We start from the raw sequence: 26,908 nt of genomic DNA, 5'->3' as shown, positions 1-26,908 counted from the left end.
CGCCGCAATGCCCCAGACCGTTGCCGCAGCCTCACATCCTGCGAAGCGGGACGCAGCCCCTGGACAACACCGCCGGAAAAAGCCCAAGAGCCCCTGAAAGAGGCGACACAACTCCGCCTGATGGTCCACTGATGTGCCGCCCCCATTCGGGGGCTCAGTCTCACGATGGGGCCGGAATCCACGGGTTCCGTTTCGCTTCGCTCCGCTTGGCCCGTGGCTACAGGCTACCGTCCGCTTCGCGGGCTGTGATGCAAGACTCAGGACCGGAAGTCGCGGACACCTTCGGGGCGGCGATCGGATGACGGGTCATCATCCACCAGATCGAGTCCAACCCTTGGGTTCCGGGGTGTGCGCGCGCGGATCTGCACATACCTCGGAGGAGGGCGCCCACAGCTGCGAGAAGGTTACCGGCCAGACATGGAGGTCCGCGTTGACTGCACGGCAGCAGCGCGAAGCTCACGACACTGATAGCCCTGACTGTTGGACACGGTCCGGGCGGTCTACAACGGGAGACGACCCATGCGACCTCTTACGAACCCCCCCGTATCCTGCGGGAGGCTGAGTGCTGACCTGCACCGTCTTGCTCTTGTGGTCGCTGCGACACTGGCGCTGTGGCTTCCTCTGGGCTCCATGGCGCAACCGGGTGGCGATGCGGTCGCAACGTGGCCCTTTGACGGCGACCTAACGGATCACAGCGGGCACGGCAATGACGCTTACGCGGTGGAAACGCGGTTCGTTGAAGGGCGAGATGGACAGGCCCTTGATGCCACCGAAGTTCGTGCCTCCGTGCCCGACGCCCCCAGTCTGCGCCTCGCACCCGGCCTGCGAATCGAGTGCTGGGTGAGGCCCGACGGCCAGTACCTCGGCACCCAGTATCTCGTGGTCAAGGACCAGGAGTACATGCTTCGGGTTGATCCGCCCGGGGAAGGCGGGCGCTTCTCGTTTTTCGTGTATCTCGACGGCAACTGGGAGCCGCGGGTGCAGGCCGCAACTGCTCCGCAGGTCGGGCAGTGGCACCACCTGGTCGCCGGTTGGGACGGACAAAGGCTGTCGCTGGAGGTAAACGGCACACTCTACCAGCGCGAGCGCACCGGGAACCCGCGCACCACCCACGGAAGGCTTCAATTTGGCCAATTTGCGGGCGCCATCGAGGATGTGCGGATCGAGAACCCTGCCGGAGCTTCCACCGCCGAGGCTTTCTGGCCCTTCGATGGAGATCTGGAGGATGTGTCCGGCCATGGTCACCACGGCACGGCAGCAGGCGCGACTTTTGTCCCCGGCCAGGTTGGGCAAGCGCTGGGGTCACTTGCCGAACCGCTGCGCGTGCCGGACAGCCCCGCCCTGCAGATAGCGCCGGGGTTCCATCTCGACTGCCGCGTCTACTTTGAGGAAGTTCCCAGAGGAATGCCGACCATCGTCGGCAAAGAGGGGGAGTTCATGCTGCGCGTGGACCCGCCGAATGAGGGGAGCGACCTGGCGTTCTTCGTGAATCTGGGCGGCTGGGAGCCGAGGGTCCGCACGCAAGTGCCGATCCGGGCGCGGGAATGGTACCGGATCATCGTACACTGGGACGGGATGACGCTATCAATGGATGTCAACGGCACGCAGACCTATATTTCGCGAAGAGGGCTCTGCCGGCCAACCAGCAGCCCACTGACCATAGGCGGCCCGGGGATGCTTGTGGATGAGGTCCGCATTGATAACCCCAGGCAGCCGACTGTTCGGGTGGTCCACGTGACCCAGGAACGGGCGATCCTGCGGGCTGGGACCCCTGAGATATTGACGGCGGTGGTGCAGAATCTCAGCCAGGCAGTGCCCGGCGTGTCGATCCGGCTGGAGGTGCCCGATACAGTCCGATGCCTTGATGACATCACCCACGAACTTGGCACTCTGGCGCCCGGCGCAACGGAGACAGTTCAGTGGCAGATCGTGGCTGACCAGGAGACCAATGATGAAGCGGTGATCCGGCTCACGGCGGAAGGCGCATCGTCAGTCATCGTCAGGCGTCCGCTCGTCTTCCTGCCTCCGGACGACGATGAGGCAATGCGGAAGGCGCGAATGGACCCTCCCAGCCATGGCGGTAGGACCTGGTATATAGACAGTGTGGACGGCGATAACGCGAACACGGGGCTTGCCGAAGCGCAACCGTGGAAGGACTTTTCGAAGATCAATGGCATCACTCTTGGCCCCGGCGACAGAGTGCTCCTCAAGCGGGGCAGCATCTTCACCGAAGAGCTCTCTGTCTCCGCGGATGGGGCGCCGGACAACTGGGCTGTCATTGGCGCTTACGGGGAGGGTCCACGACCCATTATCCGCCGCAACTGGGACATCGGCGACCGGTGCGTGCTTCTCAAAGACCCCGATTGGCTCCGGGTGAGCAGCCTGGTTGTCTGCTATGCCGGGAAGGGCATGATTGCGCATTACACCGAGCCCGGGCATAGCGGGCTGCTCATTGAGGACTGCATCGCCCACCACATTGAGGGGCTCTACCGGCCCAATGCCCACGGCATCCCCGAATGGCTGGACCGTTCCGGCGCGCGGGGCGACGCGCTCTCAACCTCGGCCGGGTTTGGGCTCTCAGGCGCGCCCGCCCAGGGTATCGTGATGCGCGACTGCGAAATGTTCCAGACCTCAAGCGGCTTCTTCGTCGTGGGTGACGATATCGTCCTCGACCGGCTTTACTGCCACGACAACTACGTGCTCAACACATCGCCGCACCCCTTCCTGGTCCGAATCCGGCGCACCTACCTTCAGAACAGCGTGTTCGACGCCGCAGGCTACCATGCGTCGGCGGGCACCATGGGCATCATGCTGGGCGATCCGCGGGGCCTGATCATCCGCAACTGCACTTGGCGCAATCAGCCCGATTCCGGGTCGCATGACGAGGGCGGAATCGACTTTGAGAACTCCGGCGACGGCTGTCTCATCGATCACTGCACTTTCCAGAACAATGCCGGGGCGGCCATTGAGATGCTGGGGTTGCGTTCGCCCCAGACACGCAATGTTGAGATCGCGAACTCGCGGTTCTTCACCAACAACACGGCCCTCAAGCTGGGGCCGGCCGAGATCTTCATCTGGGGGAGGAGCCCGGACCCCGACATCTGCTGCAGTACTGGCGTGGTTCGCGACAATGGCTATGTGCTGCTGCCGGGGGTGGAGTTCTTCATCAACGAAGCGCCCAAGACCACGCGCTGGGAACTGCGAGACAATACCCGCTACGACACCATCGCGGAAGCCGACCGGGCAATGCCGCATAATGCCGCGCCCGAGGTGGATGCGGGGCCGGATATCTCTACTGACGCGACCAGCGTTCACCTGAGGGGCAGCGTTCGGGATGACCGGCGCTCCGGACCCGACCCGCTGCGGGTGCGCTGGGAAGTTCTGGAAGCGGCCGGCACGGTGACATTCCAGGACCCGACGGCAGCAGAGACTGATGCCGCGTTCTCCTCACCGGGAGACTACCTGCTGCGCCTCGTGGCGGATGACGGGGAATTGTGGCTGAGTGATATGGTGACGGTCCACGTCCTGCAGCCTGGAAAGGCGGTGGCGAAGGCCTGGGAGTTCAATGCGCCGCTGGACAAGGAAGGCTGGAGCGAGGCCAACCTCGGCACCCAGTTCCGGGAGTGGGCGCACCCGAACTGGTCCACGACGTCCCATCCGGTGAAGTATGTCGCCGGGGGCTACTATCTCGTTGCCATGGAGAACAGCACCGATGCGCACCTGATGTCCGCAGACGATCTCGCTGTCGACCTGACGGGCAACGCCCACATCACTATCCGCTTCCAGAATCACACTCCGGCGACCCGCATGCGGTTCCGGTTCACCACCAATAGAGCCCCCGTATGGCAGGATGCCAACAGCAAGACCTTCGCGGTCGTCCCCAATGACACGGCCCCTCGCGTGTACACGGTGGACATGAGCGATGTTGCGGGTTGGACGGGCAAGCTCAAGCAGCTTCGGCTGGACTTCTCGGACGGCGCCGAACTCACCGGCACGTGCCGGATTGACTACATCTGGGTCGGATCAAACTGAGGGCGTTTGTTTGCAGGTTCGAAGGGGAGCGTCGCTGCGAAGCGGAAATACCGCCTGGCGATCCATACTGGCCCGACTCCGCACAGAAGGAGAACCACATGCTGAAGACATCTCTCCTGTCGACACTTATTCTATCCGTGAGCATTGGCTTCGCGGCGGTCAAACCCGGCGAGAATCTGCTGATCAACGGCGCCTTCGAGGCCGAACAACTCAGCTTCCCCATGTTCTGGGAAAAGGGCGGAAGCAACACTGCTTACGACCCCACCGGCGGGCCCGGCAATACTGGAGCCCTGGTGTTCACCAACCCGGACGGCCTCAAAGGGATCAGCTCCACCTGCCGCCAGCATGACCAGCAGCTCATCGCAGGCGAGACGTACAAGATGAGCGCGTATGTGAAGACCACGGGCTTCAAGAGCCGTCACTGCGGCATCATCGTCCACGATAACGGCTGGTATAAGGAGCATGGCATCCGGTCGTTCCCCGAGAACACCGACGGCTGGCAGTACCTGGAGCAGACATTCGTGCTTCAAGAAAGCAAGGGTGGCGTGTACGGGGTGGCGATCTTCGCCATCGATTATGTTGGCGAGATACGGTTCGCCCAGGTGAAGCTGGAGGCCATCAGCGAGGCGGCGCTTGCCGGCAGCTCGGCGTCACCGATGCTGCTCGAACAGAACCAGCCGCGGCTTGTGGCCTGGGAACCCCTGCTCAACAAGATCCCTCTGGCCGATCCCAAAATGACCTTCCACTTCTTCGGCCTGCTGGATCGTGCTCCTGCAGACTACGACTGCATCTACACCATCGATGGCGAGACGGTTCGGACCTATCCGCTTGAGCAGAACCGCAACAGCGTCGACCTGTCGGGGCTGGCCGCTGGAGACCACCGGCTAGACGTGGCTGTGGTAGACCGCGCTACGGGGGACAAGGTCTTCGACACCTCTCACGTCATCACATTGGTGGAAGTCCCCGATGTGGATGTCTCAGGCCACCGCAGGCTGAACAACCTGGTGACCGAAGTCCTGGCGCGGCCGTTGCAGGCCACCGCAGACGAGCAGCGGTTCCGGTTCAGCACCGTCCGAGACGGCTGGGTATTCATCAAGGCCGAGACTGAAGCCGATGACCCAGGGCTGAGCGTCGTCCTTGGCGCTGGAGACACCGTTATCACTGCGACCACCGACCGGCAGGAAGCCTTCCGCGAATTGCCCCGGGGGACGCACGATCTCACGGTCAGCGGAGCGGCTTCTGGTGGGAGGATCGTGGTCCGATCTATCGCCGAGATATTCAACTATCCTGCCTGCGCCAACAGTCAGATTCCGCAGAACGGAAAGTATGACTGGGACTTCCACGTGAAGCACATCTTCAAGGCCGTGACCACGCTCAACGGCGGCAATATCCCCGAAGAGCACCGCCCGGACGTGCGCAAAATGGGGTTGAAGTGGCTGGCCAACGTGGGTACCACTAACCCCAAGGACGCCGCGGATCTGGTGGAGCGCATGTCGAATAGCCCCGGCATGACCGCACCCTGGTACGACGGGTTCACCGCTGACGAACAGTTCTTCGCCCGTCCCGGCCTGGCACACTACACTCAGGCGTTGCGCCTCCTGGAGAACCCCGAAAACCGGCTGATCTACACCTGGATTGTCGGCAAACCCGGGCTGCCTGGGATGCACAATGACTTTATCAGCGCATCACTGAACGCCTCACGAGGACGGGGGCGTTTGCTTTTCGAAGCCTATTGCCACAGCCGGCCCACTGAGGAGGACGCCGTCAGTTATCTCAAGGACCGCGTTGTCGACACTATGGAGCGGTTCGCCGAGTATTTTCCAAATGTGGCTGCCGGCACGGGGATGATCTTCGGCAACTTCAACCAGATCCCCATCATCTCCCTGGACGTGAACCCCGAGGTGGACTACAAGTACTACCTCGATATGCAGCTGAACCTGGTGGCCAACCATCCAGCGTTTGCGAACCTGGGTATGACGGGCTATTGGGGAAGCTACTATGACGACGAGGAGCTTTACCGCTGGTCTTTCGCGTTGCTGCGCCACTACTGTGTCGAGGGCGAGACGGAGATGCTCTCGAAGGCGTACGGGTATACCTACTCGCCGGGACACCTGAGGAACTGCGACTTCCTGAATGGCCTGGAGAACTGGACCGCAGACCCTCCCGAGGGGCTGCGGGCCGACAGCTTCCCCGGGTACGGGAAAGGCAGTCAGGCACGCTGGGGCGCTCCCAGCGGTACGGGCGACAGCTTCTGTGTCTTCACCCGGGGCGAGGGGCAGGCCAACACCCTTTCTCAGACCGCTGTGGGGCTGACGCCGGGCAAGATCTACACGCTCCAGTTCGTGACCGCAGACTACAAAGACATGGTGGAGCGCAGAGTTGAACCGAAGCAGCACAAACTTAGCGCGATCCTGGGCGACGGCGCGGAGATCATCCCGGAGCAGTCCTACGTCTTTGTGGACAGGCGCAACTCCGGCACGAAGAAGGAGAATGACGGTCTGGCGCGGATCAACCTGCACCATATCCGTTTCCGGGCCACCGCGCCTTCGTTCACAGTGACTTTCACGGACGCGGATGCTGAGCCGGGAACGCAGACGGCGCTCAACTACATCATGCTGAAACCGTACTTCGAGAACTGAACGCGCCGCCGCCCGCGTCCGGCACCTTTGTAGTACATGAGATGGCGCTGAACCACCGCCTGGAGGTACCTGTCTTGCTGCTAAACCGAGACCAGATCGTGCAGATCAATGACGCTTCGCTACGGATCCTCGCGCAGACCGGCATCAAGGTGGCCGTGCCCCGCGTCCAGGAACTTCTCCTCAAGGGCGGCTGCACCCCGGGTATTGACGCGGATGTGGTCCGTATACCCGAGCCCCTCATCGCAGAAATGTTGGAGCTTGCACCCACGCGCTTCGACTTGTGGGCGGTGGACGGCTCCCATGCATCGGTGGGCCCCGGTGCGCAACCCATGTTCTGGACGGGGAACGCCCTGCACATCATGGACGAGTCGGGATTCAGGCCGCTCACCGAGCCGGACTTCGTGGCTTGGACCCGGGTCACTGATCACCTCGAGAACGTCTTTTCCGCCGTTGCACCCACGATCTCCGAGTATCCCCCGTGGAGTCGGGATTTCGTGGGTTTTCGCCTGCTCGCCGAGAATACTCGCAAGCACCTGCGCCCATGCATCTACACGCCGGACGGTGCATTGGCGATTCTGGAGATGGCCTCGGTGCTCCTGGGCGGCGTGGCCTTCCGCGAGCGCCCAATCACCAGTTTCGGCTATACCATCATCAGTCCGCTGCACTGGTCCCAGCCGGCACTGGAGCTGTTCATCAAGAGCTCAGGCTACGGCGCGCCTATGATGATCAATGCCGAGCCCACTGCGGGTTCCACCTCCCCGGTGACTCTGGCCGGCACCCTTGCCCTTGCCAACGCAGAAGCACTCAGCGGCGTGGTGATCCTGCAGCTCCTCGAACCCGGGCGGCCCGTGGTGTTCAACCTGGGTTTCTCGCACACGCTGGACATGCGGCGGGCCATCACTCGCACCGGCGCGCCGGAGAACGGGCTTCTGGGTATGGCGGGGGCCCAACTGGCGGCCTTCCACGGCCTGCCCAGCGCCTCCTGGGCCAGCACCGAGAGCATGATCGCCGATGCCCAGGCTGCCGCGGAGTTCGGTCAGGTCGCTCTTCTCAACGCTCTTGGCGGCGTGAACATCATCTGGGGCGTGGGGCAACTTGAGTCCCAGCGAACCGTGTCACCGGAGCAGGGCGTGATCTGCAACGAGATTGCGGGCGCGGTGCTCCGGGCATGGCGAGGCATCGAGGTGAGTGAAGAGACCATCGCGCAGGACGTGATCACGTCCATCGGCCATTCCGCAGATTACCTGGGTCATGACCACACACTCAACCACTTCCGGGACGAACTCCTCATGCCTGCTCTCGGGTTCTGCGGCAGGCGCGAGGAGTGGCAGACCGCCGGCTCGCAGACCCAGACTGACCGCGCCCGGGCGAGGGTGCGCGAGATTCTCTCGCAGCCCGCGCCGGAGTACCTCACGGAGGACCAGTCCGCGGAATTGCTGTCTATACAGGAAAGCTGGATGAAGCAGCTGGCGCGATGAGACCCGAGTGGTCTGCGTGGTGGTCCAAACAGTTCCGTCTGGTCGGTCTTTGCTGCCCATCACACCTTCAGGAGATCGATCCATGACCGCCAGCCCCGTGACCATCCGTACCTTCACCCGCGAAGACATCCCCTTCGGCATGGAGCTGAAGAACCTGGCCGGCTGGAACCAGCTCCCCGATGACTGGGAGCGATTCGTCGCCTGGGAGCCCGAAGGATGTTTCGTGGCCCAGCATGAGGGTGTCGACGCGGGCACTGCAATCACCATCAACTACGACAACCGTTTCGGCTGGGTGGGCATGGTTCTCGTGCATCCGGACATGCGGCGCAAAGGCATCGGCACCGCGCTGTTGAATGCCTGCATCGACTACCTCGAGAGCTGTGGTGTGGATGCTGTAAAGCTCGATGCGACGCCCATGGGCAAGCAGTTGTATGACACCATCGGATTCAGGGATGAGTACCTGATCGAGCGCCGGCAGGCGATTGCGCCGGATTGCCCGGTGCCGGACTGTGTCGCACCGCTCACAGAAGCGTATCTGGACGCAGTGCTGGCTTTGGACTTCCTTGCCTTCGGAGCAGACCGCAGCCGGGTCATCCGCGCACTGCTTGCCGATCCCGGGGCACCCGCTTTCGTCTGTCTGAACAGGGGAGAGGTAGCCGGCTATACCCTTGGCCGGCGCGGCATGCACGCTGACAGCATCGGCCCATGGTGCGCGACGGGACCCGATGCAGCGCTGGCCCTGCTTCAGGCGGCCCTTGCCGCACGCGCAGGAAAGCCGGTCTTCCTGGACATTTCGCTTGCCAACAGTCATGTCCTGGAGATGGTCGGCCAGTTCGGTTTCGAGAAACAGCGCCATCTCATCCGGCAGTTCCGTGGCACGAACACCTGCCCCGGTGACACGAGTCTCGTCTACGCAATTGCCGGGCCAGAGATCGGCTGAGCACTGTGCTCGGGTCGCCGCGTCCTTCCGGGTAGCAGCGCTGCTTGCGCAAGCACACTGTGCCGGGCATGGTGTGGCGCACGACTCGTGCCCGTCCCACGCGTCTCGAAGGAGACCACCACCATGCGAACCGCTGCACTCTCTTTCGCCCTTGCAGTCACGCTCAGCATTGCCGGCGCCCAACTCGCAATCGAGCCCGGGCCGGAGGGCAATGTCACGAGGATCACTCTTGACGGTCAAGGCGTGGGCCAGCAGGTGCAGATGCGCATTGTGAAGCCCGGCTGGAACGGTGCGTACGCGGTGCTGGGGAACGATTCCGGCGTCCGCGAAGTGGAAGCGCATGCCGAAGGCGTGTGGCTCTTCGAGGGACAACTGGACTGCGACGGCAAGCCCTGCGCCTTCCGCGAGCGCATCGAGCCGGCGGGCGATGGCTGGCGGATCGCCTGCGAACTGACCCCGTCAGCGGACCTGGATACCGAATTAGTGGTGGTCACCATTGACCTGCCCACCGATGGGAACGCCGGGCAAGGCTCCCTGTACCTCCACAGGAACTCCGCGATCCTGCGCCATGCGCTGCCGGCGACGCTTCCTGACCCATACCACATCGCTTCCGCTAATCCGATCAAATGGTGCGCATGGCTGCTGCCGGGCGACGTGGGCCTGCTCATCGAGCCCGACGGTGAGGGTATCACGGGAGTGAGCTTCCAGGACAATCGCAAGTTCAACACCAATGCCTTCCAGGCGCAGTTCCAGGTGCGCGAGACCAAGGGCCTCAAGGCGGGGAAGACCTACCGGTTCGGCGTCACTCTTCGGCCCTTCGATGCCGCGCGCCTTGCTACCTACGAGCAGACCATCGTTGACATGAACGCCTCTGTGGCGGTGGAACTGAAGTCCGCAAAGCCCCTGGCTTTGCGCGGAATGACCATCAGCCCCGAGCGCCCGAAGGACCTGAACTTGGTGGAGATCGACCTGGACCTGGACGCGACCTTCGACAACCCCTTCGACCCCGAAGACATTGACGTGACCGCGGTGTTCACAGGAGACGAGGGGCGAACCGTGCGGGTTCCGGGGTTCTACTACCAGGCCTATGAATGGGTTGAGACCGGCGGCGGGGGCGAGTTCCTGCGCAAGGTGGGCGAGCCCTCCTGGAAGGTGCGATTCGCACCACCAGCGGCGGACCGTTACACAGTGCGGGTGACGGTGAAGGATCGCACCGGAACCGTGACCAGCGAGCCGGTGGTGTTCGACTGCGACGCGTCTGCCGATCCGGGCTTCATCCGGCGCGCACCGGAAGCGCCCCACTACCTGGAGTTCGACAGCGGGGAGCCCTACTTCGCGGTGGGTGAGAATGTCTGCTGGACAGGCGTGGACAATACACGGATGTACGATACGTGGTTTTCCAGTCTGGGCAAGTCGGGCGGCAACTATGCGCGCATCTGGCTGGTGCGCTGGAATATGGGGCTGGAATGGACCAACCAGGGCCACCGGCAGGGATACTACTACGGCCTGGGCAAGTACAGCCTCGACAATGCCTGGCGGTTGGATTGGGTCATGGAGAGCGCCCGCCGTAACGGGATCTACTGTATGCTCGCCCTGGGGTATCACGGCGAACTTCAGGAGGCGGCGGACTACTTCAACACCCAGTGCTGGCAGTGGAACCCGTACAACGTGGCCAACGGCGGCCCTTGCGAGAAGCCTGCGGACTTCTGGACAAACGAGCAAGCACGGAAGCTGTATCAGCAGCGCTTACGTTACTACGTGGCCCGTTGGGGCTGGGATACACACATCCTGTCCTGGGAGTTCTGGAACGAGGTGCGCGCTCCCGCGCCTTGGGTGGATGAGATGGCCAAGTGGTTCGAAGCCAACGACCCCTACGGGCATCTCGTGACCACAACCTACGGCTACGATGAGGTCTGGCGGATCCCCGAGCTTGACTACACCCAGGCCCACACCTACGGCAGCGACGACACCCGGCACTCCACAACACCGCACATCGCGTCCCTGGGGCGCGAGTACACCACCAACTGGCAGAAGCCCTTCATGGTGGGCGAGTTCGGCATCGATTGGAAGCGCAGCGACTCCGATCACGACCCGAAGGGGCTGGGCACCAGCCTGCACAACGGCATGTGGGCCAGCGTCATGACCCGCAGCTTCGGCACCGCCGCCATCTGGTACTGGGACGGGTACGTTCACCCGAAGAACCTGTATCACGAGTTCACGTCCATCAAGGCTTTCGTGAACAGTGTGCCGTGGAACAAGTGCCGGTTCGAGTTCCTGGATGCCGAGCCGGTGCGCGTGCCTTCCAGCGGCGAGACGCCCTGGACGGACATAACTGTGCAGCCGCTCCTGGGGTGGGGGCCCAGCAGTCACACGGACTACGCGATTCGCCCTGACGGGACGGTGGAGCACAACGCGGACTTCGCCGCGACGCTGTTCTCGGACAGCAAGAAGGACATCAAACGGCCGCTGCGATTTCACGTGACCTATCCGAGCCAGGGCAGGCTCATCTTCCGCGTGGCCTCGGTCAGCGCGAACGCGGTGCTCCACATCCGGGTGGATGGGGAAGAAGTCTTCCAGAAGGAGTTCACAACCGGTCCGGGCGAGGGTGAGTGGCAGGAGACGAAGTACTACGAACAGTGGGGCATCTGGCAGAGCCGCTATGACAAAGACTATGAGGTGACCATCCCGGCGGGCGAGCATGTGATCGAGTTCGAGAACACCGGAGCGGACTGGATCAGCATCGGCCGATACACCTTCACCGGCTGCAAGGACCCGTCCTTCGCCGACATCGACCTGCTGGGCCTGCGCACCGATGACCGGGTGATCGGCTGGTTCCACGACCGGCAGAGCACGTGGTACAACGACCGCGAGGGGATCATTCCGGGAGAGATCTCAGGTGCCCGGAGCATCCTGCGCGGGCTGACAGACGGCACCTACAGCATCGACTGGTGGGATACCCGCGCCGGCAAGGTGATCCTGAATCAGATCGGCGAGTGCGTGGACGGGAACATGCCCATCGTCGCCCCCGCGTTCACCCGGGACGTGGCTTTCCACGCGGTGAAGGCGGAGGGGTAGCACTGGCCGGCGTCTCGACCATCCGCCTCGCGTCGTCGCCAACGGTGGGACATGCAATCCTGCCCGTCCACTTGCGCGTGCGCCTCAGCCCTTCCCATGCCGCGACAGCTTCAGCGCGCCCAGGCCCAGAGCAATCAGTCCCAGCGCAATCAACACCAGCATCCATACGGGCGCGAATACCGGGCTCGGGTATGCGGTGAGCAGTTCCCGCCCGCCGAAGGTCGCCGGCCAACCTGCCATGAGCCGCAGGGAAAGGGTGGCCGTCAATCGCCACGTCCCCAGGGCCAACAGTATCGCGCCCAGCCGCTGCCAGCCGTCTCGCCCGGCGAGCAACCCGAAACAGATGAGCCCCAGGACCGTGGCCGCCTGTCGCGTCTGATCCACGGCCAGCACCCAGCCGGGGGCCGCGTCCAGAGCCACGGTGGCCATGTCATCGGGCGCAGGTATCCAGCCGCAAGCGCGACGCAGGAATACATCGCACACGGCCTGCACGTGGCCGAAAGCGATTCCGGCCGCAAGGATCAGCATGATCCGTCCCGCGTCCGCGTTGCCGTTAGCCCGGGCTTTCGCGGGACGTGCAGGCTTGGCTGGCTTGCCTTCCGGCCGGATTCTCACAACCCCCATTTCGCCGGGCCTCTACTGCTCAAGGGCCTCCAGGGCCGCTCTCTGGGCCTTCAGCTTGCCCAGTGTCGCCCTGGCTTCCTCGAGGATCGCGCGCTCCTTCGCCACCACCGCTTCGGGCGCGTTGGCGGTGAACTTTTCGTTCCCCAATTTGCCCTCGGCCCGCTGGATGTCCTTCTCAGCGGCCGCCACCTGCTTGTCGATCCGGGCCAGTTCCGCCGCGACGTCTACCGCGTCCCCGAGGTGCAGGTACAGCTCAACTCCCGCTGCCATGCCAGGCACGGTCCCGCCAGGAGCCTGCGCGGGAGCGGTCAGCACCGTCAACTCGGACACATCCGCAAGGAGTCGGAAGGCCGGGCCTTCGGGCGCGAGGGTCTCGGCGATGGTTTGATCCTGCGCAATCAGCGTCACCGCAGCCTTCGTCCCGCGGGGGATCCCGAAATCGCCGCGCATCGACCGAACCCCACTGAGCACTTCCTGCATCAGCGCCATCTTTGCCTCGATCCCGTCGTCCACCAGGGCGTCATCCGCAAGCGGGTATGCCTGCAGCGCGATCGGCCCGTCCTGGGGTCGCCAGCGTTGCCAGATCTCCTCGGTGATGAAGGGCATGAAAGGATGCAGTGCCCGCAGGATGCTGGACAGCAGGTCCGACAGCATGGCCTGGGTGTGCTGCTTGCGCGCCGGGTCGTCGGAATACAGGGCGATCTTCGCAAGCTCCACGTACCAGTCGCAGAACTCGTTCCACACGTGTTCGTACAACGTGCCGGCGGCTTCGGCCAGATCATACCGGTCAAGCCGCCGATTCACCTCGGCCAGGGCTTTCTGATGCCGGCTGAGAATCCAGCGATCTGCGGTGGTCAGCAGCGCCGGGTCGATCTGCGCATCTGCCGGCGCGCTCTCCAGGTTCATAAGTACGAAGCGCGAGGCGTTCCAGAGCTTGTTACCGAAATTGCGCGCGCCCACGAACCGGTCTTCCACCAGGCTCAGGTCCTGGCCGTGGGTGATGAGCTGGGTCAGGGCGAAGCGCATTGCGTCTGCGCCGTAGTTGTCGATCAGCTCGATGGGATCAATGTTGTTGCCCAGGCTCTTGCTGATCTTTCGGCCCTTCTCGTCGCGCACCAGTCCGTGGATGAACACGTCGTGGAAGGGGATGTTGTCGGTAAGCTGCAGGGCCGCCATGATCATCCGGGCGACCCAGAAGTAGATAATGTCGTAAGCCGTCACGAGCACGCTGGTGGGGAAGAAGTAGTCCAGTTCCGGCGTCTTGTCGGGCCACCCGAGAGTCGAGAAGGGCCAGAGCTGTGAGCTGAACCAGGTGTCCAGCACGTCCTCGTCCTGCCGCAGATTGGTGCTCCCGCACTTGTCGCACCGGGTCGGGTCCTCACGGGAGCAGATCATCTCGCCGCAGTCGTCGCAGTACCATACGGGGATCGGGTGGCCCCACCACAGCTGCCGCGAGATCGGCCAGTCGCGAATGTTCTCCAGCCAGTCGCGGTACACCTTAGTCCAGCGCTCAGGCACGAACCGCACTCTGCCGTCCGCTACCGCTCTCAGGCCTTTGTCCGCCAGGGGACGCATGCGCACGAACCACTGGGTGGACACCAGGGGCTCCAGCACTGTGCTGCACCGGCTGCAGTGGGGGATGGTATGGTTGTGCTCCTCGACGCCTTCCAGGAGCCCGAGGGCCTCCAGGTCCGCCACCACCTGCTTGCGGCACTCGTAGCGCTCCATGCCCGCGTACTGGCCGGCCTCGGCGGTCATGCGGCCGTCCTTGCCGATCACAACCACCTCGGGCAGATTGTGCCTGCGCGCGATCTCCAGGTCATTGGGGTCATGCGCCGGAGTCACCTTGAGGGCACCGGTGCCGAACTCCATGTCCAGGTAGTCGTCGGCGATCACCGGGATCTCCCGGCCCATCAGCGGGAGGATAAGGGTCTTGCCCACGAGATGTTTGTAGCGTTCATCATCGGGGTGCACGGCTACCGCGGTATCGCCCAGCATGGTTTCAGGGCGAGTGGTGGCGATCACCAGACCGGGGCCGCCGCCCGGTTCGGTGTAGCGGATGCGCCACAGGTGCCCCGCAGTTTCAGTGTCCTCCACCTCAAGGTCCGACAGCCCAGTGGCGCAACGCGGGCACCAGTTGACCATGTAATCGCCACGGTAGATGAGGCCCTGCTCCCAGAGCAGCACGAATGCTTCGCGCACCGCCCGGGAGAGCCCCTCGTCCATGGTGAACCGCTCGCGCCGCCAGTCCAGGGATGAGCCGAAACGCTTGAGCTGCTCCACGATGTGTGAGTGGTGTTTCTCCTTGACCTGCCAGGTGCGCTTCACGAACTCCTCGCGGCCGAGATCGTGCCGGGTTATTCCCTCTTCTGCAAGAAGGCGCTCAGTCACATTCTGGGTGGCGATTCCCGCATGGTCGGTTCCGGGCAACCACAGGGCCTCGAAACCGCTCATGCGCTTCCAGCGAATAAGCAGGTCCTGGATGGTGTTGTCCAGCGCATGGCCCATGTGCAGGATGCCGGTGACATTGGGGGGAGGGATCACGATGCAATACGATGGCTTGTCGGGGTTGACATTGGCGTCAAACACCCTCTCGTCCATCCAGTACTGGTAGATGCGCCGTTCGATATTCTGTGGTTCGTACGCCTTCTCCATCTCAAACGCCATGCTCAGACTCCTTCGGCGGGTCCGCGGCAAACAAGAACGGCCTCTCATCCCAATGGGACGAGAGGCCGATGGCTCCCGCGGTACCACCCAGTTTCCACCCGCGCAGGGATGGCTCTTGGACGCGATATCGGGCGTACCCGGCGTGACTTAGCAGTTGAACCGTTCAGCCGCGCAGCTCAGGGGCGACTTTCGGGGGGCATCCGGGCCGGCACTTTCACCTGGTCACCGGCTCTCTCAACCGTCTGCGGGTCCCCTACTCCTCCCCGTCACAGCCTTCTATTGAGACCTGTGTCGAACGGGGCGAGTATAAGCCCAAGGGGTGATGGCGGTCAAGGAGGGAAGGGCGGCCGAACTGGGGGTGTTGCCGTTCGGAGGGGCCCACCGGATGGCCACCACAGACCGCTCGCGTGCGGCAACTCACGTATCGGCGCCTTCCGGAGGCTCCCCTGTGCCGTGGATCAACCGGTCCGCTGTGCGCCGGACGGCCTTCGCCGCCTTGCGCGTGCCGGACGATGCGGCGCCCATGAACACCACAGTGTAATGCAGGCCGATGGCCGGGTTCATGCTGCGAATGTGGCTGAGGACCCGCATCATATGGGTCACTTTCTTCGCTCGGGGCTCCTTGACCCTGTGGAACAGCGGCACCGCCATGAACCGGATCAGGCTGGACGCCAGGAAGACGAAATGGTGATTGATGAACGTCCAGGACCCAATCTGGATCGACATGTCTTCGGTGAGCTCAAGGAAGTAGCCGCCCAGGATGGGGGAGAGGAGGGACGGCAGATTGGTCAGCGCGTAGAAAATCCCGATATAGACTGCCTTGTGGTAATGCGGGGTGAGTTTGAAGACCAGGTTCATCTGGGCCAGGTAGATACCCGACCACGTTGCCCCGCCGGCGAAATGTGCGATGATCAGCGGCCACCAGGTCCCCGTCGCGCACGGCAGCCAAAGGAGCGGGACTATTGCGACGCCCAGCATACAGGTGAGCATCACGGGACGATTACCGAAATGATCGCTCAACGCCCCCCAGAAGCGTACCATCATCAGGCTGCCCACCGAACTGAATGCGCCCAGGATGTTCATGAGCGAGTAGGGCAGCTTCAGGTTTTCGATCATGTATACGCTGAAAAAAGGGCCTGCCACCCAGACACCGAAAGTGAGGGTGGCGATGGAGTACACAAGCTGCCGGAAGTTGGCGTTCCCCCACGCATCCACGAGGGTTTGCATGAAAGGCCGCGCTTCTTCCTCGGGCTCTTCATCGATCTCCGGTTCCGGACAGCGTATCAAAGTGTACCAGCTGGCGAGCCCGAGAACTGCGGCGACCCCGAAGAGAATCAGGAAGCCCAGGGCGTCCTGATCTCCGTGGGCCTCCTTCCAGGCGTCGATGTACCGCCCGGCCAGGTAGCAGACCACCGCGCCGATGGCCCCGGCGAGCATTGTGCGGCGGCCGAAAAAACTGCCGCGCACAGGCTCGGGGATGAGGTCGGCCATCCACGCCAGCCAACTGCACGCCGCGAAGCCTGACAAGAGCGCAGAGCCGATTGCTACCACAAAGAGGACGATCATCGCCACGCGTGACGGGCCGCCGTGGTAGCCCATGAGAGGCAGGAGGATCACCAGCAACCACAGCATTCGTGCCGGGCCGAACACCCAGACGCTGATGCGCTTGCGCATGTGGAGGCGTTCCACGAAATACGCGCCCAAGGGCTGCATGAGCTGGGACAGTCTGGGGAGGCCGGACAGGACGCCAATAGCCACTTCGCTTGCGCCCACGAGAAGAGCGAAGCCGGTGAGGAATACGCCGCCGGTGAGGGAGACGTAGAGACTGGCAAGAATGCCGTCCCATGTAATCCAGTTCATCCCTGCCCGGCGTTCGACGTCGCAAATGCTCACTCGTTCGTCGCCGTCATCCACCAGGGGTCGGGGATGTTGTTGCTCGATCTGGTTAGGCACGGGTCTTACTCATCTTCCCGTCGTCCCGCATTGCCGAATGGCCAGTGGCGCCAGGAGACCTACGCCACCGCGGTTACTCGATTAGCAACGGCGGGCCTTCGATGAAGAAGTGGAAGACCAGCCAGAAGGTCAGGATGAAGCAGATGCCCAGGATGAAACCGAACGCCGCCGGCCTCAAAGAGGCGAAAGCTTTGAAACCGAAGAAGCGCAGGACCACCGTTTTCGTCAGCCAGCCAAGCAGGATCGACATCCAGTAACGTTCCACAGGCCAGCCAAGCCAGGCGATAAAGCCGGCGGGATGGAAGGGCCACCAGAGGAACCGCTGGCGCATGAACACCAGGAAGACGGTAGTCAGCCCGCCGCCGGCCATGGACGCCCAATCGCCGATACGCATCTCGGAAGGGTTGAGGATGAAGGATACCAGGTTCTTGGTAGTGCCCAGTGAGCTGCCGCTGGGCCACCAGCCGAGCTTCGGAACGCTCCACGTGTAGATGACGTAGGGGCAGACGACGTGTGAAGTGAGGATCGCGACGGCCACGGCCAGTCCCATGATCAACAGCATCTTGCCGCGGTCCATGTTCGCGAGAGAGCTCAGCTTCAGCCCCTGGAAGGCCTGGGGCATGAACTGGGTTGCGGTGCTGCGCACTTGCACCCAACTGGCGGCAGTCATGAGGGTGATGTTCTCGGCGCCGATCCGCTGGGAACCGGCGACCCGGAATATCATCTCATTGAGCCGGAACGGGCTGGAGTAGATAAACATTCCAGCCTCGCAGATAACCCGGGCCACCACCATGCCGATGAGTGGAATGAGAGCGAACAGGACCACCGCCCAGAGCATGGACATGCCGATCTGTTGGGCCCACAGCAGGATGACCGCGAAAGAGACCACGAAGCCGATGGCCGCCAGCCGGTACGGCTGTCCGCGGTCCTCCTCGCGCTCTCGGCGCAGGCCGAAGGCGACTCCGAAGACGTGGGCGATGTGCCTGCGCGCCGACCACAGCAATGCCAGCGCCAGGACGATATAACCGCCTGCCGTCTGGTACTCGAAGAACGGGTAATGGTTGGTCTGGATTCCGATGAGATTGCGGAAGAACGCCTGGATCAGCCGGAAGATGTAGAAGAACCAGAGGCTGAAGCCCACCTCGCTGGTGAGCAGGTAGGCGATGCCGATCATCTCAGGATAGATGTGCAGCGCCACATTGTTGAATACCACGCCGGGCCCGCCGGCTACGAGACGCTGGGTGGTCTGCTGCAGGTTTATGTCAGGGATCGTCGGGAAGTAGCTGTGCAGTCCCTTGATGATGTACAGCACACAGCAGATTGCGAAGCAGATCCACATCATCTTGTCGCGCATCAGGGAACTGACGAACCCCTTGCCCGACTCCGTCATCTCGTTCGGCACCTGCATCAGGGGGTAGAGCAGCTTTTCGTGGTCCTCCCAGCGGGCAGCGAGAATTGCTGCACCGCACAGCAGCATCCAGTAGAGCGCAAAGAAATAGGGGGTCCAGACCAGTAGCGGGCGGAGCCACGCTCTGTACGGAACCGAGCTTCCGGGCGGCACGCCTTCGAATGCCCAGTTGATCTCCGGCGACTCCCGGTCCACGCTGGGCACCAGCGCGGGGTTCAGATCGTCAAGATAGATCTCGGGCTTCGCGATATCAGGGGTGGTGTAGTAGACAATCCCGAGGATATTGAGGTAGAAATGCTGAGCGTACTCCTGGCCGGGAATTGCCGCCATCGCAAGGAGCATGATGAAGATCAGAAGCATCTCGTTGCGGCTGAGTTTCAGGCGGCGCGACACCAGACCGACGAGACCATTGAGAATCACGAAGACCATCAGCAGCGCCAGCGCGCCCCGGGGCAGATAGCCGGTGCCGATGATTTCGTACCGCAACAGCACCGAGAAGCAGCCGGCGACGGTGAAACCGACTACCGTGACGAGCCCGAGAATCAGGGCACGGACGGTGATCCGCTGACCTTCGTGTGTGGTATCTGACATCATGCGAGAGGGGTACGCTGGACGCGTCGTCTCGGCGACGGTAGAATGGAAGCCGCAGTCGATGCTCCGGGAAGGCCTGCGTGCTTACGCGAAAAGAGGCGCCGAGCTGCCACGCGCCATCACGCGGAACCGTACCCGGGAAACTTCGCCTATTGTGCAGGTTTCGGGCACGTCTGGTCAAGCCCGACAGCAAAACGCCCCGGCAGTCACACCTGCCGATCTCGTGGAGGACCGCCGATGGATGTGTCGAAGCTGCGTAGCAGGGATGAAGTTCGCAGGATCATTGAGGAGGCCAAAGCCCGGGGTGAGCGCGTGGTCTTCACCAACGGCTGCTTCGATCTCCTGCATCCCGGCCACGTGGTCTATCTCGCGCAGGCCCGGGAACTGGGCGACATGCTGGTGCTCGCGCTCAATTCCGACGCTTCCGTGCGCAGCCTCAAGGGCCCCACGCGCCCCATCATGAACGAGCAGGAGCGCGCGCTAACCATGTCCGGGCTGGCAAGTGTGTCCTGGATTGTCCTGTTCGACGAGAAGCGCGTCGTTGGCCTGCTGGACGAACTGCGCCCCACCGTCTGGGCAAAAGGCGGCGACTACACCCTCGACACGCTGGACCAGGACGAGCGACGCATGGCCGAAAGTCACGGCATCGAGATTGCGCTGATCCCCCCGGTGGAAGGCATCTCCACCACCGGCATCCTCGAGCGCATTGAGCAGGCAAAGCAGCGGGGGTAGGCGCTTATGAAGACATGCGAACGCCCTGTGGGCTGTCGCATGGGTGTACCCGGGGCAGGAGATTAGCTTCCCCGCGACGGGGCGGCCGGCCATCAGTCCTCGAGCACGCGCTCCACAACCTGGGTCACGTCTTCGGCGAAGCCCGCGCGCTTTTCCACGTACACGCCATCATACTCGATGATCTTCATCAGGTCCTCGGTCGAGTCCGCGTAGCCACTCACCACGATCACCTTCATCGATGACCACAGGGGGTTGTTCTTCACGGCCTTGAGCACCTGCCAGCCGTCGATGTCCGGCATGACCAGGTCGAGAATGAGCACGTCATACGGCCTCCGCGCGACGGTTCGCTCGCAGAGCATTGTGAGAGTCTGGCGACCGTCGCGCGCGATCTCGGCATCGATGTCTGCAAGCGCAAGCTGCGCCCGGATGGCCTCACACACACCGGGGTCGTCGTCGGCAATGAGCACGCGGGGCATATTCCGTAGTCCCTTCAGAATGGCAGCGAATCAACGCGACCGTCCCCGCTCCCGCTCGGACAGTGCGCGTTCCGTCCGCACCTTGAACTCTCTCTCAGCGATGGCTTCGCGCTTGTCGTACTGCCGCTTGCCTCGGCACAGTCCGAGTTGGAGCTTCGCCAGCCCGCGGGCATTGAAGTATATCTTCAGTGGGATGAGGGTGTAGCCCTTCTCCCGCACTGCACGCTCGAGCTTGCGGATCTCCTGCCGCTTGAGCAACAGCTTGCGGTCTCGTGTCGGCTCCGGATTGTCGCGGGCAGGCGCGTACGGCGAGATTCGCATCCCGTGGACCCAGACCTCGCCATTGGCAACCGTCGCGTAGGCCTCCTGGATGCTCACATGGTGAGCGCGCAGGGATTTGACCTCGCAGCCCTCAAGAACCAGCCCGGCCTCGTAGCGGTCATCCACGAAATAGTCGTGGAATGCTCTGCGATTGCTCGCGACGACGCCATCCGATTGTTTCCCGTCCTTGTGCTTCGGCATTGTTGCTTGACAGCCTCAGTCCGAAATGGGCCGCAGGGTGATGATGGTGACTTCGGGCATGCTGCCGATGCGGACCGGCGGATGGGTCGCCAGCCCGCGATTCACGTAGAGCAGCGTTTCGTTTCGCAGGTGCAGCCCGCGGCTGTACAGCCTGCCGTGTCGCGATGGCGCAACCAATGGCCCGACCACAGGGATCGCGATCTGTCCACCATGAGTATGCCCCGACAACTGCAGGTCCACTCCTGCGCGGGCGGCCTCGGTGATATGGTCAGGGTTATGGGCTAACAGGATGCAGAATTCGCCCTCGCGCCTGCCCACGAAGGCCGTCGGGAGATGCTGGCCGGGCGACCAGAAGTCCCCGGCGCCCGCAAGCCAGATCGAGCTCCCGCCACGCTCGAGACGCAGCCCGCGGTCGCGAAGTACAGTCACGCCCTGTTTCTGGAATGCCGACGTGAGCGCTCCCGCGTCGGCCCATTCGTCATGGTTGCCCAGGACCGCCACAACCGGCGCGATCTGCCGCAGCAGCGCCACATACTGCGCGCAGTCGTCGATGGCTTCCGTCGTCACCACCGAGTCCCCGGTGAGCACGATCAAGTTGGGCCTCGCCTGCCGGACCTGCTCGAGAGCCACCTGCAGTATGACCTGGGACAGCTCCGCATCATAGTGCAGGTCGGACAGATGTGCGATCCGGAAGCCATCGAATGCCCACGGGAGGTGGGGCAGAGCCAGCTCCAGGTTGACCGTCTCAACACGCGCCATGTCCCAACGGGCGATAGCGCGGGCTTTCCAGGTGCGCAATGCGGCTCGGTCGATGGGCGTAATGCGGCTTTCCGATCTCAGGAGACGGGTGTACAGCCAGTCGCGCGGCTCCGGGATCGACTGTAGCACCAGCCCCACAACCGGCGCCAGGACCGCTATCCAGACCCAAATGGCCCAGAGCGGCGAGCGGCCCTCCAACTGGAACAGCAGTGCCTGGTCCAGGTCGCGCCATCCGATCGCAGAAATGCAGACCCAGGGAAGCGCAAGCCACGCCAGCGTGTGGGCCACGAAGATCGTGGGCTTGAGTAACTGGTCGCGTATCCGAAGCAGCCACCGATTGCTGACGGTGCCAAGTAGAACCAAGTGACCGATGACGACCAGGGCGCAGAGCGCGAGATCCAGGGCTTGGTCCATGTACCCCCCTCGCGCGTCATGCCTGGTCCGCCCAGGTCCCGCCGACGAGATGACCGCCTCCGTCGACATAAAGGACCTGGCCGGTCACCAACCGGGCATTGATGAGATACAGCACGGCATCCGAAATATCCCCGGGTTTCGCGCCTGCGCGGAGCGGACTGCCCTCGACCAGAGCTCTCTCCCCCGTGCCGGTGCCATCCTGTCCTGGTAGCGTGACCCCAGGAGCCACCGCGTTCACCGTCAATCGAGGGGCGAACTCCACCGCCATCATCCGAGTCAGGTCCAGGAGCACCCGCTTGCTCAAGTTGTACGCTGCGTGCTGGAATTGATAGGTCCCGATGTAGGCGTCGAGGAGATTCACCACTCTACCCTCGGCATCGTCGGGCAGGTTCTCGGCAAGCCACCGTGTAAGGACCAGGGGCGCCAGTGCGTGAACATGCATGTTGCGGTCAAACTCCTCGGGCGACAAATCGGCGAGCCGTCCGGGGGTGAAGACCGATGCGTTGTTGACCAGAATCTGAACGGGCTGTGCGATGCCGGCTGCCCTTGTCGCCAGGTCCCGGCAGACGTCAGGTTGCGACAGATCCGCCTGCAGGGGCCAAGCTTGCGAACCGCGTCGCAAGATCTCCTGGCAGGTGTGGCCGGCTTCCTGCTCCGAAACATTGTAATGCACGATCACGTTGGCGCCATGATCGGCCAGCTTGAGGGCGATGGCGCGGCCTATGCGTTTTGCCCCACCCGTTACGAGCGCGGTGATGCCCTCCAGGTTCCTCTCCTGCACGCCGCACCTCATCCTTGGCCGGTCCCAGTCCGGATTCCGGCCCATCAGAAAACGCAGGGCGACCCGCAACCGGATCGCCCGCACACAACACTCATAGTTCGCCCAACAGCATCAGTCCAGCAGACCCACGCGGTGGGGCGGCCAGAAGATCAGCATCGCCTTGCCCAGCACATTGGGCCGGGGCAGGAATGGGGCCGGCTCCCAGGTACCGTCCGGGCGCATGATCTCCCAGCGGTGCCCGTCGTTGGAGTCATTGCGATTGTCGCCGAAAACCAGGACGTGCCCCTCAGGGACAACCACCTCGGCGCCCTCTTCGGCGCCGGGGGGCCACACATACAAGGGCGGCTCCTTGATGAACGGCTCATCTACCGGCTTCCCGTTGCGGTACAGTTTGTGGTTCTTCACCGCAATCCGATCGCCCGGAACGCCCACGACTCGCTTGATGAAGTCCCGCTTCACATCCGAGGCTTGAGGCGGGGCGTCGAAAACCACGATGTCGCCCACCCGGGGCTCGCGGAAGTAGTAGATGAACTTGTTGACGAGTATCCGATCGTTCTCTTGCAGCGTGTTCTCCATGGAGCCGCTGGGAATGAAGAACGCCTGGATCACGAAGGGCCGCAGAATGCAGAAGACAAGCAGGACCGCAATTAGCGCCGAGTCGATAAACTCCAGAATCGCGGCACGGTGAGACCGCATCGACTCCAGGTGCGACACTGCCGCGCGGGCCAGCACCAGGCCGCCGATAAGGGCGATTACGTGCCACGTGTTCTCGAACGCATAGACATTCATGCAGTGTCCCTTCGGTCCGGGCCGGCGTCAGATCGGCGTCAGGATTGTTCGGTCTCGGCCGACTCAGCTGCTTTTGCGGCTGCTTCGGCAGCGGCGGCTGCCGCGGCCTCAGCGGCATCTTCAGCGGCATACCTGTCAGCCAATGCGCGCGCGGCTTCCTGCCGGGCGTGCACGGTGTCCCGGGACTGCTCCTTGACACGGGCCTTCTTGCCCACGCGAGAGCGCAGGTAGTACAGCTTGGCGCGGCGGACCCGGCCGTGTCGGACGACCAGAATGTCATCTACGTTGGGCGAGTGCACCGGGAAGGTGCGCTCGATGCCCACGCCGTGGGTGACGCGCCTGACGGTGAACATCTCGTTGATGCCCCCGCCGGCCCGGGCGATGACAACGCCCTCGTATGCCTGCAAGCGTGTCTTCTCGTCGGAATCGCCCTCACGGACCTTCACCATCACGCGGACGGTGTCGCCGATGTTGAACTCGGGGACCCGCTTCTTCATGTACTTCTGAGTTACGCTGTTGAGTATCTCCTGCATCTTGACTCCCTCACTCGGCGTCCGGCGCTCCGGTGTGCTCCCCGGGCATCTCGGTCATCAGTTCCGAAAGTAATCGGTGGTCTTCGCTCGTTAGATCAGCAGTGGCCAGCACGTCGGGCCGTCGCTGCAAGGTACGCCTGAGCGCCTCCCGCCGTCTCCAGCGAGCCACTCGGGCGTGATCTCCATTCAGAAGATCATCCGGGACACGCATGCCGCGATATTCCGGAGGCCGCGTGTAATGCGGATGCTCCAAAAGCCCGCAGGAGAAGGAATCCTCCTGGGGCGACTGCTCATTCCCCAGCGCTCCCGGAAGAAGGCGGACGAGTGCGTCAATGAGCACCAGGGCCGGCAGCTCTCCGCCGCTGAGTACGAAGTCCCCGAGGGAGACTTCATCCGTGACCAACGCCTCGCGCACCCGCTCGTCGAAGCCCTCATAGCGGCCGCAGAGCAGAATGAGCCGTGGGTGCTTCGAGAGGCGCTCCACAACCCGCTGCGTCAGTGTCTCGCCCTGGGGCGTGAAACAGACAACCGGGACCGCCGCGCTGCCTTTCAGGTTCTCGACGGCCCTGAAGAGCGGCTCGGGCTTCATCACCATCCCCGGGCCGCCACCGTACGGCGCGTCATCCACGGTCCGGTGAGCGTCATCGGCATAGTCGCGCAGGTTGTGCGCCCGTATGCTCACGATGCCGGCGTTCTGTGCTCGCCCTGGAATACTCAACGCCAGCGGAGCATCGAAAAACTCCGGGAAGATCGTGACCACGTCGATGTGCATTATTCGTCCTCGTCGATCATCCCCGGCATGGGCTCGACGACCATGCGTCGCTGATCAAGGTTCACTTCCCGCACCACCTGGGGAATGGCGGGGATGAGACAGGTTGGGGTCACGTAGACGTCATTCGCCCCGGTTCGCAGGACTTCAGTCAGAGGCCCAAGATCGCGGCCATCTGTGGTGAACACCTGCAGCCCGATGAGATCGTGCTCATAGTACACGCCCTCGGGGAGCGGCATCGCCTCATCGTCGTCGATCTCCAGCATGGAACCGACAAAGGCCATCGCCGTGTCTCGGTTCCAGATACCCTCGAGCTTCAGGATCAATAGCGGCTTGGTTGAGTGCGTGCTGACGTCAAGTATCTTGCGGCGTGCACGCTCGCCATTGGGCCGCGTTACCCAGATGGATTCCATCTGGGTAAAACGCTCCGGGAAGTCGGTATGGAGAACGATGCGGACCTGCCCGTTCAGGCCGTGCGCCGCCACAATCTCGCCAACGGTAATCATTGGTCCGCTCCGCTATCCCTCAGCGGTCTGATCCGGGCGTGATGATGGGCGTAACCGGCGCCGCATTCTCTTCTTCGACAATCTGGCGCTGCCGAATCTCCACGACTTCATTGTCCTTCGTAACGATTTCTACGCCGCCCAGGACCTCGGCGAGGTTGTCGCCGACCTTGAGCTCAACGTAGCTCTCCAGCGTGCCTCGCAGCACTTCCGTGCCGTCCTGCAGCTCTGCGACCTGTGCCTTACGCTCGAGCAGGGCGTCGCGTTGTTCTTGCTGATTGCGCTTCTCGGCCTCGATGCGCTTGCGCAGCGCCATGGCCTGCTGCAGGTCGGTGCGCTGCAGATCGGTCACATAGTGTCGGGTCTGGGCGTCAATCTCGGCGATGTGCTGGTCGATCTCGTCGGCGGCATTCTGCAACTCGTTTTGCAGGTCCGTGCGCAGTTTCTCGGTCACAATCGCGCGCAGGAACACATTGCGCCGGATGATTACACTATCCATTGCCTGGCCTCCAGGAAGCGCGCCGCTGGGGCACGCCGATATTCGCAGCCGTGCTGACACGTCGCCGCGTGGGTTGGAACGCGGGGCGTCAGGAAACGATTTCCAAAGTGTGCCGGGTTCCGTCCGACGTGCGGACGGTGCTGAGTATGGTGCGCAGGGCGTTGGCGATTCGCCCCTGGCGGCCGATGACCTGCCCGAGATCGCCTTCAGCGACCTCGACCCGGTACACCTTTGTATGCCCCTGGTCAACAGCGGTGACCACGACTTGGTCGGGGTCATCCACAAGTGACCTGACTAGGTACTCAACAAGTTCCTTCACAGGCAGCCTCCAGCATTTGTTCCGCGGATCGCCGACCGCAGGCCGCCGAACCCAGTGATGGATCGAAGCCGGGCGCATGGCCCCCATTGTGGGGCGGCTGCGTCCGGCGGTTCGGTTCGGTTAGCTCTCGGCAGGCGGCTCTTCCGCGACGGCCTTGCCGGGCTTGGCAATGCCCATCTTTGCGAACAGCTTCTGCACGGTCTCACTGGGCTGAGCGCCCACGGAGAGCCAGTACTGCGCGCGGTCCTGCTGAATCTGGATGGTCGCCGGATCGGTGTTCGGGTCGTAATACCCGATCTCCTCGATAGCGCGTCCATCACGCGGCCGCTTTTGGTCCATCACCGCGACGCGGTAATGAGCCGAGTGTTTCGAACCGTACCTCTTGAGACGAATTCGAGTCGCCAA

Annotated in this window: 21 protein-coding genes and 1 other annotated feature; of the genes, 6 read left to right on the top strand and 15 right to left on the bottom strand. The window is 63.1% G+C overall.

Going from position 1 to position 26,908, the window contains the following annotated elements:
• The first annotated feature begins 519 nt into the window (after positions 1–519).
• The 5 genes from HPY44_15445 (at position 520) to HPY44_15425 (ending at position 12,164) form a co-directional block, all read left to right on the top strand.
• The gene (locus tag HPY44_15445; GenBank protein ID NSW57403.1) at positions 520–4,032 is read left to right on the top strand and encodes a right-handed parallel beta-helix repeat-containing protein; all 3,513 of its coding nucleotides are present in this window, start codon (positions 520–522) and stop codon (positions 4,030–4,032) included.
• A gap of 98 nt (positions 4,033–4,130) precedes the next feature.
• Positions 4,131–6,671, top strand: coding sequence for a hypothetical protein (locus HPY44_15440; GenBank protein ID NSW57402.1), 2,541 nt, complete (start codon positions 4,131–4,133; stop codon positions 6,669–6,671).
• A 74-nt stretch (positions 6,672–6,745) separates the two neighbouring features.
• Complete coding sequence (locus HPY44_15435; protein NSW57401.1) at positions 6,746–8,149, top strand: trimethylamine methyltransferase family protein; 1,404 nt, start codon at positions 6,746–6,748, stop codon at positions 8,147–8,149.
• An 82-nt stretch (positions 8,150–8,231) separates the two neighbouring features.
• Entirely contained in the window at positions 8,232–9,089 is an 858-nt protein-coding gene (locus tag HPY44_15430; GenBank protein NSW57400.1) for a GNAT family N-acetyltransferase, read from the top strand.
• A 123-nt stretch (positions 9,090–9,212) separates the two neighbouring features.
• Positions 9,213–12,164, top strand: a complete 2,952-nt coding sequence (locus HPY44_15425) for a DUF5060 domain-containing protein (GenBank protein NSW57399.1) — start codon at positions 9,213–9,215, stop codon at positions 12,162–12,164.
• Between the two features lie 84 nt (positions 12,165–12,248).
• Here the strand turns inward: HPY44_15425 and HPY44_15420 are convergent, their stop codons facing one another.
• The 4 genes from HPY44_15420 to HPY44_15405 all read right to left on the bottom strand — a co-directional run bounded on the left by HPY44_15420 (position 12,249) and on the right by HPY44_15405 (position 19,410).
• A complete protein-coding gene (locus HPY44_15420; protein NSW57398.1) occupies positions 12,249–12,788 on the bottom strand; it encodes a hypothetical protein in 540 nt (179 codons plus the stop codon).
• Positions 12,789–12,800: 12 nt separating this feature from the next.
• A complete protein-coding gene (locus tag HPY44_15415; GenBank protein NSW57397.1) occupies positions 12,801–15,455 on the bottom strand; it encodes a valine--tRNA ligase in 2,655 nt (884 codons plus the stop codon).
• Between the two features lie 50 nt (positions 15,456–15,505).
• Positions 15,506–15,734, bottom strand: a binding site (T-box leader).
• 138 nt (positions 15,735–15,872) lie between these two features.
• Positions 15,873–17,408 (bottom strand): MFS transporter, encoded by a 1,536-nt coding sequence (locus HPY44_15410; GenBank protein ID NSW57396.1) that lies wholly within the window; start codon positions 17,406–17,408, stop codon positions 15,873–15,875.
• Positions 17,409–17,481: 73 nt separating this feature from the next.
• Positions 17,482–19,410: a hypothetical protein gene (locus HPY44_15405; GenBank protein ID NSW57395.1), complete on the bottom strand. Its 1,929-nt coding sequence runs from the start codon at positions 19,408–19,410 to the stop codon at positions 17,482–17,484.
• A 234-nt stretch (positions 19,411–19,644) separates the two neighbouring features.
• Here HPY44_15405 and HPY44_15400 point away from each other — a divergent pair, with 234 nt between their 5' ends.
• Positions 19,645–20,139, top strand: a complete 495-nt coding sequence (locus HPY44_15400; protein NSW57394.1) for an adenylyltransferase/cytidyltransferase family protein — start codon at positions 19,645–19,647, stop codon at positions 20,137–20,139.
• Between the two features lie 92 nt (positions 20,140–20,231).
• On the opposite strand, the gene HPY44_15395 is transcribed toward HPY44_15400, so the two are convergent.
• The 11 genes from HPY44_15395 to rpsP form a co-directional block, all read right to left on the bottom strand.
• Entirely contained in the window at positions 20,232–20,615 is a 384-nt protein-coding gene (locus tag HPY44_15395) for a response regulator (protein NSW57393.1), read from the bottom strand.
• 30 nt (positions 20,616–20,645) lie between these two features.
• A complete protein-coding gene (gene smpB, locus HPY44_15390) occupies positions 20,646–21,137 on the bottom strand; it encodes an SsrA-binding protein SmpB (GenBank protein NSW57392.1) in 492 nt (163 codons plus the stop codon).
• Positions 21,138–21,152: 15 nt separating this feature from the next.
• Positions 21,153–22,310 carry a metallophosphoesterase gene (locus tag HPY44_15385; protein ID NSW57391.1) on the bottom strand — a complete coding sequence of 386 codons (1,158 nt, stop codon included), beginning with the start codon at positions 22,308–22,310 and terminating at the stop codon, positions 21,153–21,155.
• A gap of 16 nt (positions 22,311–22,326) precedes the next feature.
• The gene (locus HPY44_15380) at positions 22,327–23,091 is read right to left on the bottom strand and encodes an SDR family oxidoreductase (GenBank protein NSW57390.1); all 765 of its coding nucleotides are present in this window, start codon (positions 23,089–23,091) and stop codon (positions 22,327–22,329) included.
• A 111-nt stretch (positions 23,092–23,202) separates the two neighbouring features.
• A complete protein-coding gene (lepB, locus tag HPY44_15375; protein NSW57389.1) occupies positions 23,203–23,787 on the bottom strand; it encodes a signal peptidase I in 585 nt (194 codons plus the stop codon).
• Positions 23,788–23,918: 131 nt separating this feature from the next.
• Positions 23,919–24,413 carry a 50S ribosomal protein L19 gene (rplS, locus tag HPY44_15370; GenBank protein ID NSW57388.1) on the bottom strand — a complete coding sequence of 165 codons (495 nt, stop codon included), beginning with the start codon at positions 24,411–24,413 and terminating at the stop codon, positions 23,919–23,921.
• 10 nt (positions 24,414–24,423) lie between these two features.
• Positions 24,424–25,185, bottom strand: a complete 762-nt coding sequence (gene trmD, locus HPY44_15365; GenBank protein NSW57387.1) for a tRNA (guanosine(37)-N1)-methyltransferase TrmD — start codon at positions 25,183–25,185, stop codon at positions 24,424–24,426.
• Positions 25,185–25,688: a 16S rRNA processing protein RimM gene (gene rimM / locus HPY44_15360; GenBank protein NSW57386.1), complete on the bottom strand. Its 504-nt coding sequence runs from the start codon at positions 25,686–25,688 to the stop codon at positions 25,185–25,187. Before rimM ends, trmD begins: the two co-directional genes overlap by 1 nt.
• Before the next feature lie 19 nt (positions 25,689–25,707).
• Positions 25,708–26,184, bottom strand: coding sequence for a YlqD family protein (locus tag HPY44_15355; protein ID NSW57385.1), 477 nt, complete (start codon positions 26,182–26,184; stop codon positions 25,708–25,710).
• An 88-nt stretch (positions 26,185–26,272) separates the two neighbouring features.
• Positions 26,273–26,581: a KH domain-containing protein gene (locus HPY44_15350; protein ID NSW57384.1), complete on the bottom strand. Its 309-nt coding sequence runs from the start codon at positions 26,579–26,581 to the stop codon at positions 26,273–26,275.
• Between the two features lie 42 nt (positions 26,582–26,623).
• Positions 26,624–26,908 carry a 30S ribosomal protein S16 gene (rpsP, locus tag HPY44_15345; protein NSW57383.1) on the bottom strand — a complete coding sequence of 95 codons (285 nt, stop codon included), beginning with the start codon at positions 26,906–26,908 and terminating at the stop codon, positions 26,624–26,626.

It is taken from the genome of Armatimonadota bacterium (genome assembly GCA_013314775.1).
Classification (GTDB): Bacteria; Armatimonadota; Zipacnadia; order Zipacnadales; family JABUFB01; genus JABUFB01.
The sequence above is the reverse complement of the archived record's forward strand: the minus strand, read 5'-3'. Positions and strand labels throughout refer to the sequence as shown.

What these genes read in the sequence shown, in the direction of transcription:
- HPY44_15395 (NSW57393.1), bottom strand. Translation starts at nt 20,615, where the DNA reads ATGCCCCGCGTGCTCATTGCCGACGACGACCCCGGTGTGTGTGAGGCC.
- HPY44_15415 (NSW57397.1), bottom strand. Translation starts at nt 15,455, where the DNA reads ATGGCGTTTGAGATGGAGAAGGCGTACGAACCACAGAATATCGAACGG.
- HPY44_15425 (NSW57399.1), top strand. Translation starts at nt 9,213, where the DNA reads ATGCGAACCGCTGCACTCTCTTTCGCCCTTGCAGTCACGCTCAGCATT.
- HPY44_15385 (NSW57391.1), bottom strand. Translation starts at nt 22,310, where the DNA reads ATGGACCAAGCCCTGGATCTCGCGCTCTGCGCCCTGGTCGTCATCGGT.
- HPY44_15440 (NSW57402.1), top strand. Translation starts at nt 4,131, where the DNA reads ATGCTGAAGACATCTCTCCTGTCGACACTTATTCTATCCGTGAGCATT.
- HPY44_15400 (NSW57394.1), top strand. Translation starts at nt 19,645, where the DNA reads ATGGATGTGTCGAAGCTGCGTAGCAGGGATGAAGTTCGCAGGATCATT.
- HPY44_15445 (NSW57403.1), top strand. Translation starts at nt 520, where the DNA reads ATGCGACCTCTTACGAACCCCCCCGTATCCTGCGGGAGGCTGAGTGCT.
- HPY44_15405 (NSW57395.1), bottom strand. Translation starts at nt 19,410, where the DNA reads ATGATGTCAGATACCACACACGAAGGTCAGCGGATCACCGTCCGTGCC.
- smpB (NSW57392.1), bottom strand. Translation starts at nt 21,137, where the DNA reads ATGCCGAAGCACAAGGACGGGAAACAATCGGATGGCGTCGTCGCGAGC.
- HPY44_15350 (NSW57384.1), bottom strand. Translation starts at nt 26,581, where the DNA reads ATGCGCCCGGCTTCGATCCATCACTGGGTTCGGCGGCCTGCGGTCGGC.
- lepB (NSW57389.1), bottom strand. Translation starts at nt 23,787, where the DNA reads ATGCGGTCTCACCGTGCCGCGATTCTGGAGTTTATCGACTCGGCGCTA.
- HPY44_15355 (NSW57385.1), bottom strand. Translation starts at nt 26,184, where the DNA reads ATGGATAGTGTAATCATCCGGCGCAATGTGTTCCTGCGCGCGATTGTG.
- rimM (NSW57386.1), bottom strand. Translation starts at nt 25,688, where the DNA reads ATGATTACCGTTGGCGAGATTGTGGCGGCGCACGGCCTGAACGGGCAG.
- HPY44_15430 (NSW57400.1), top strand. Translation starts at nt 8,232, where the DNA reads ATGACCGCCAGCCCCGTGACCATCCGTACCTTCACCCGCGAAGACATC.
- trmD (NSW57387.1), bottom strand. Translation starts at nt 25,185, where the DNA reads ATGCACATCGACGTGGTCACGATCTTCCCGGAGTTTTTCGATGCTCCG.
- HPY44_15420 (NSW57398.1), bottom strand. Translation starts at nt 12,788, where the DNA reads ATGGGGGTTGTGAGAATCCGGCCGGAAGGCAAGCCAGCCAAGCCTGCA.
- rplS (NSW57388.1), bottom strand. Translation starts at nt 24,413, where the DNA reads ATGCAGGAGATACTCAACAGCGTAACTCAGAAGTACATGAAGAAGCGG.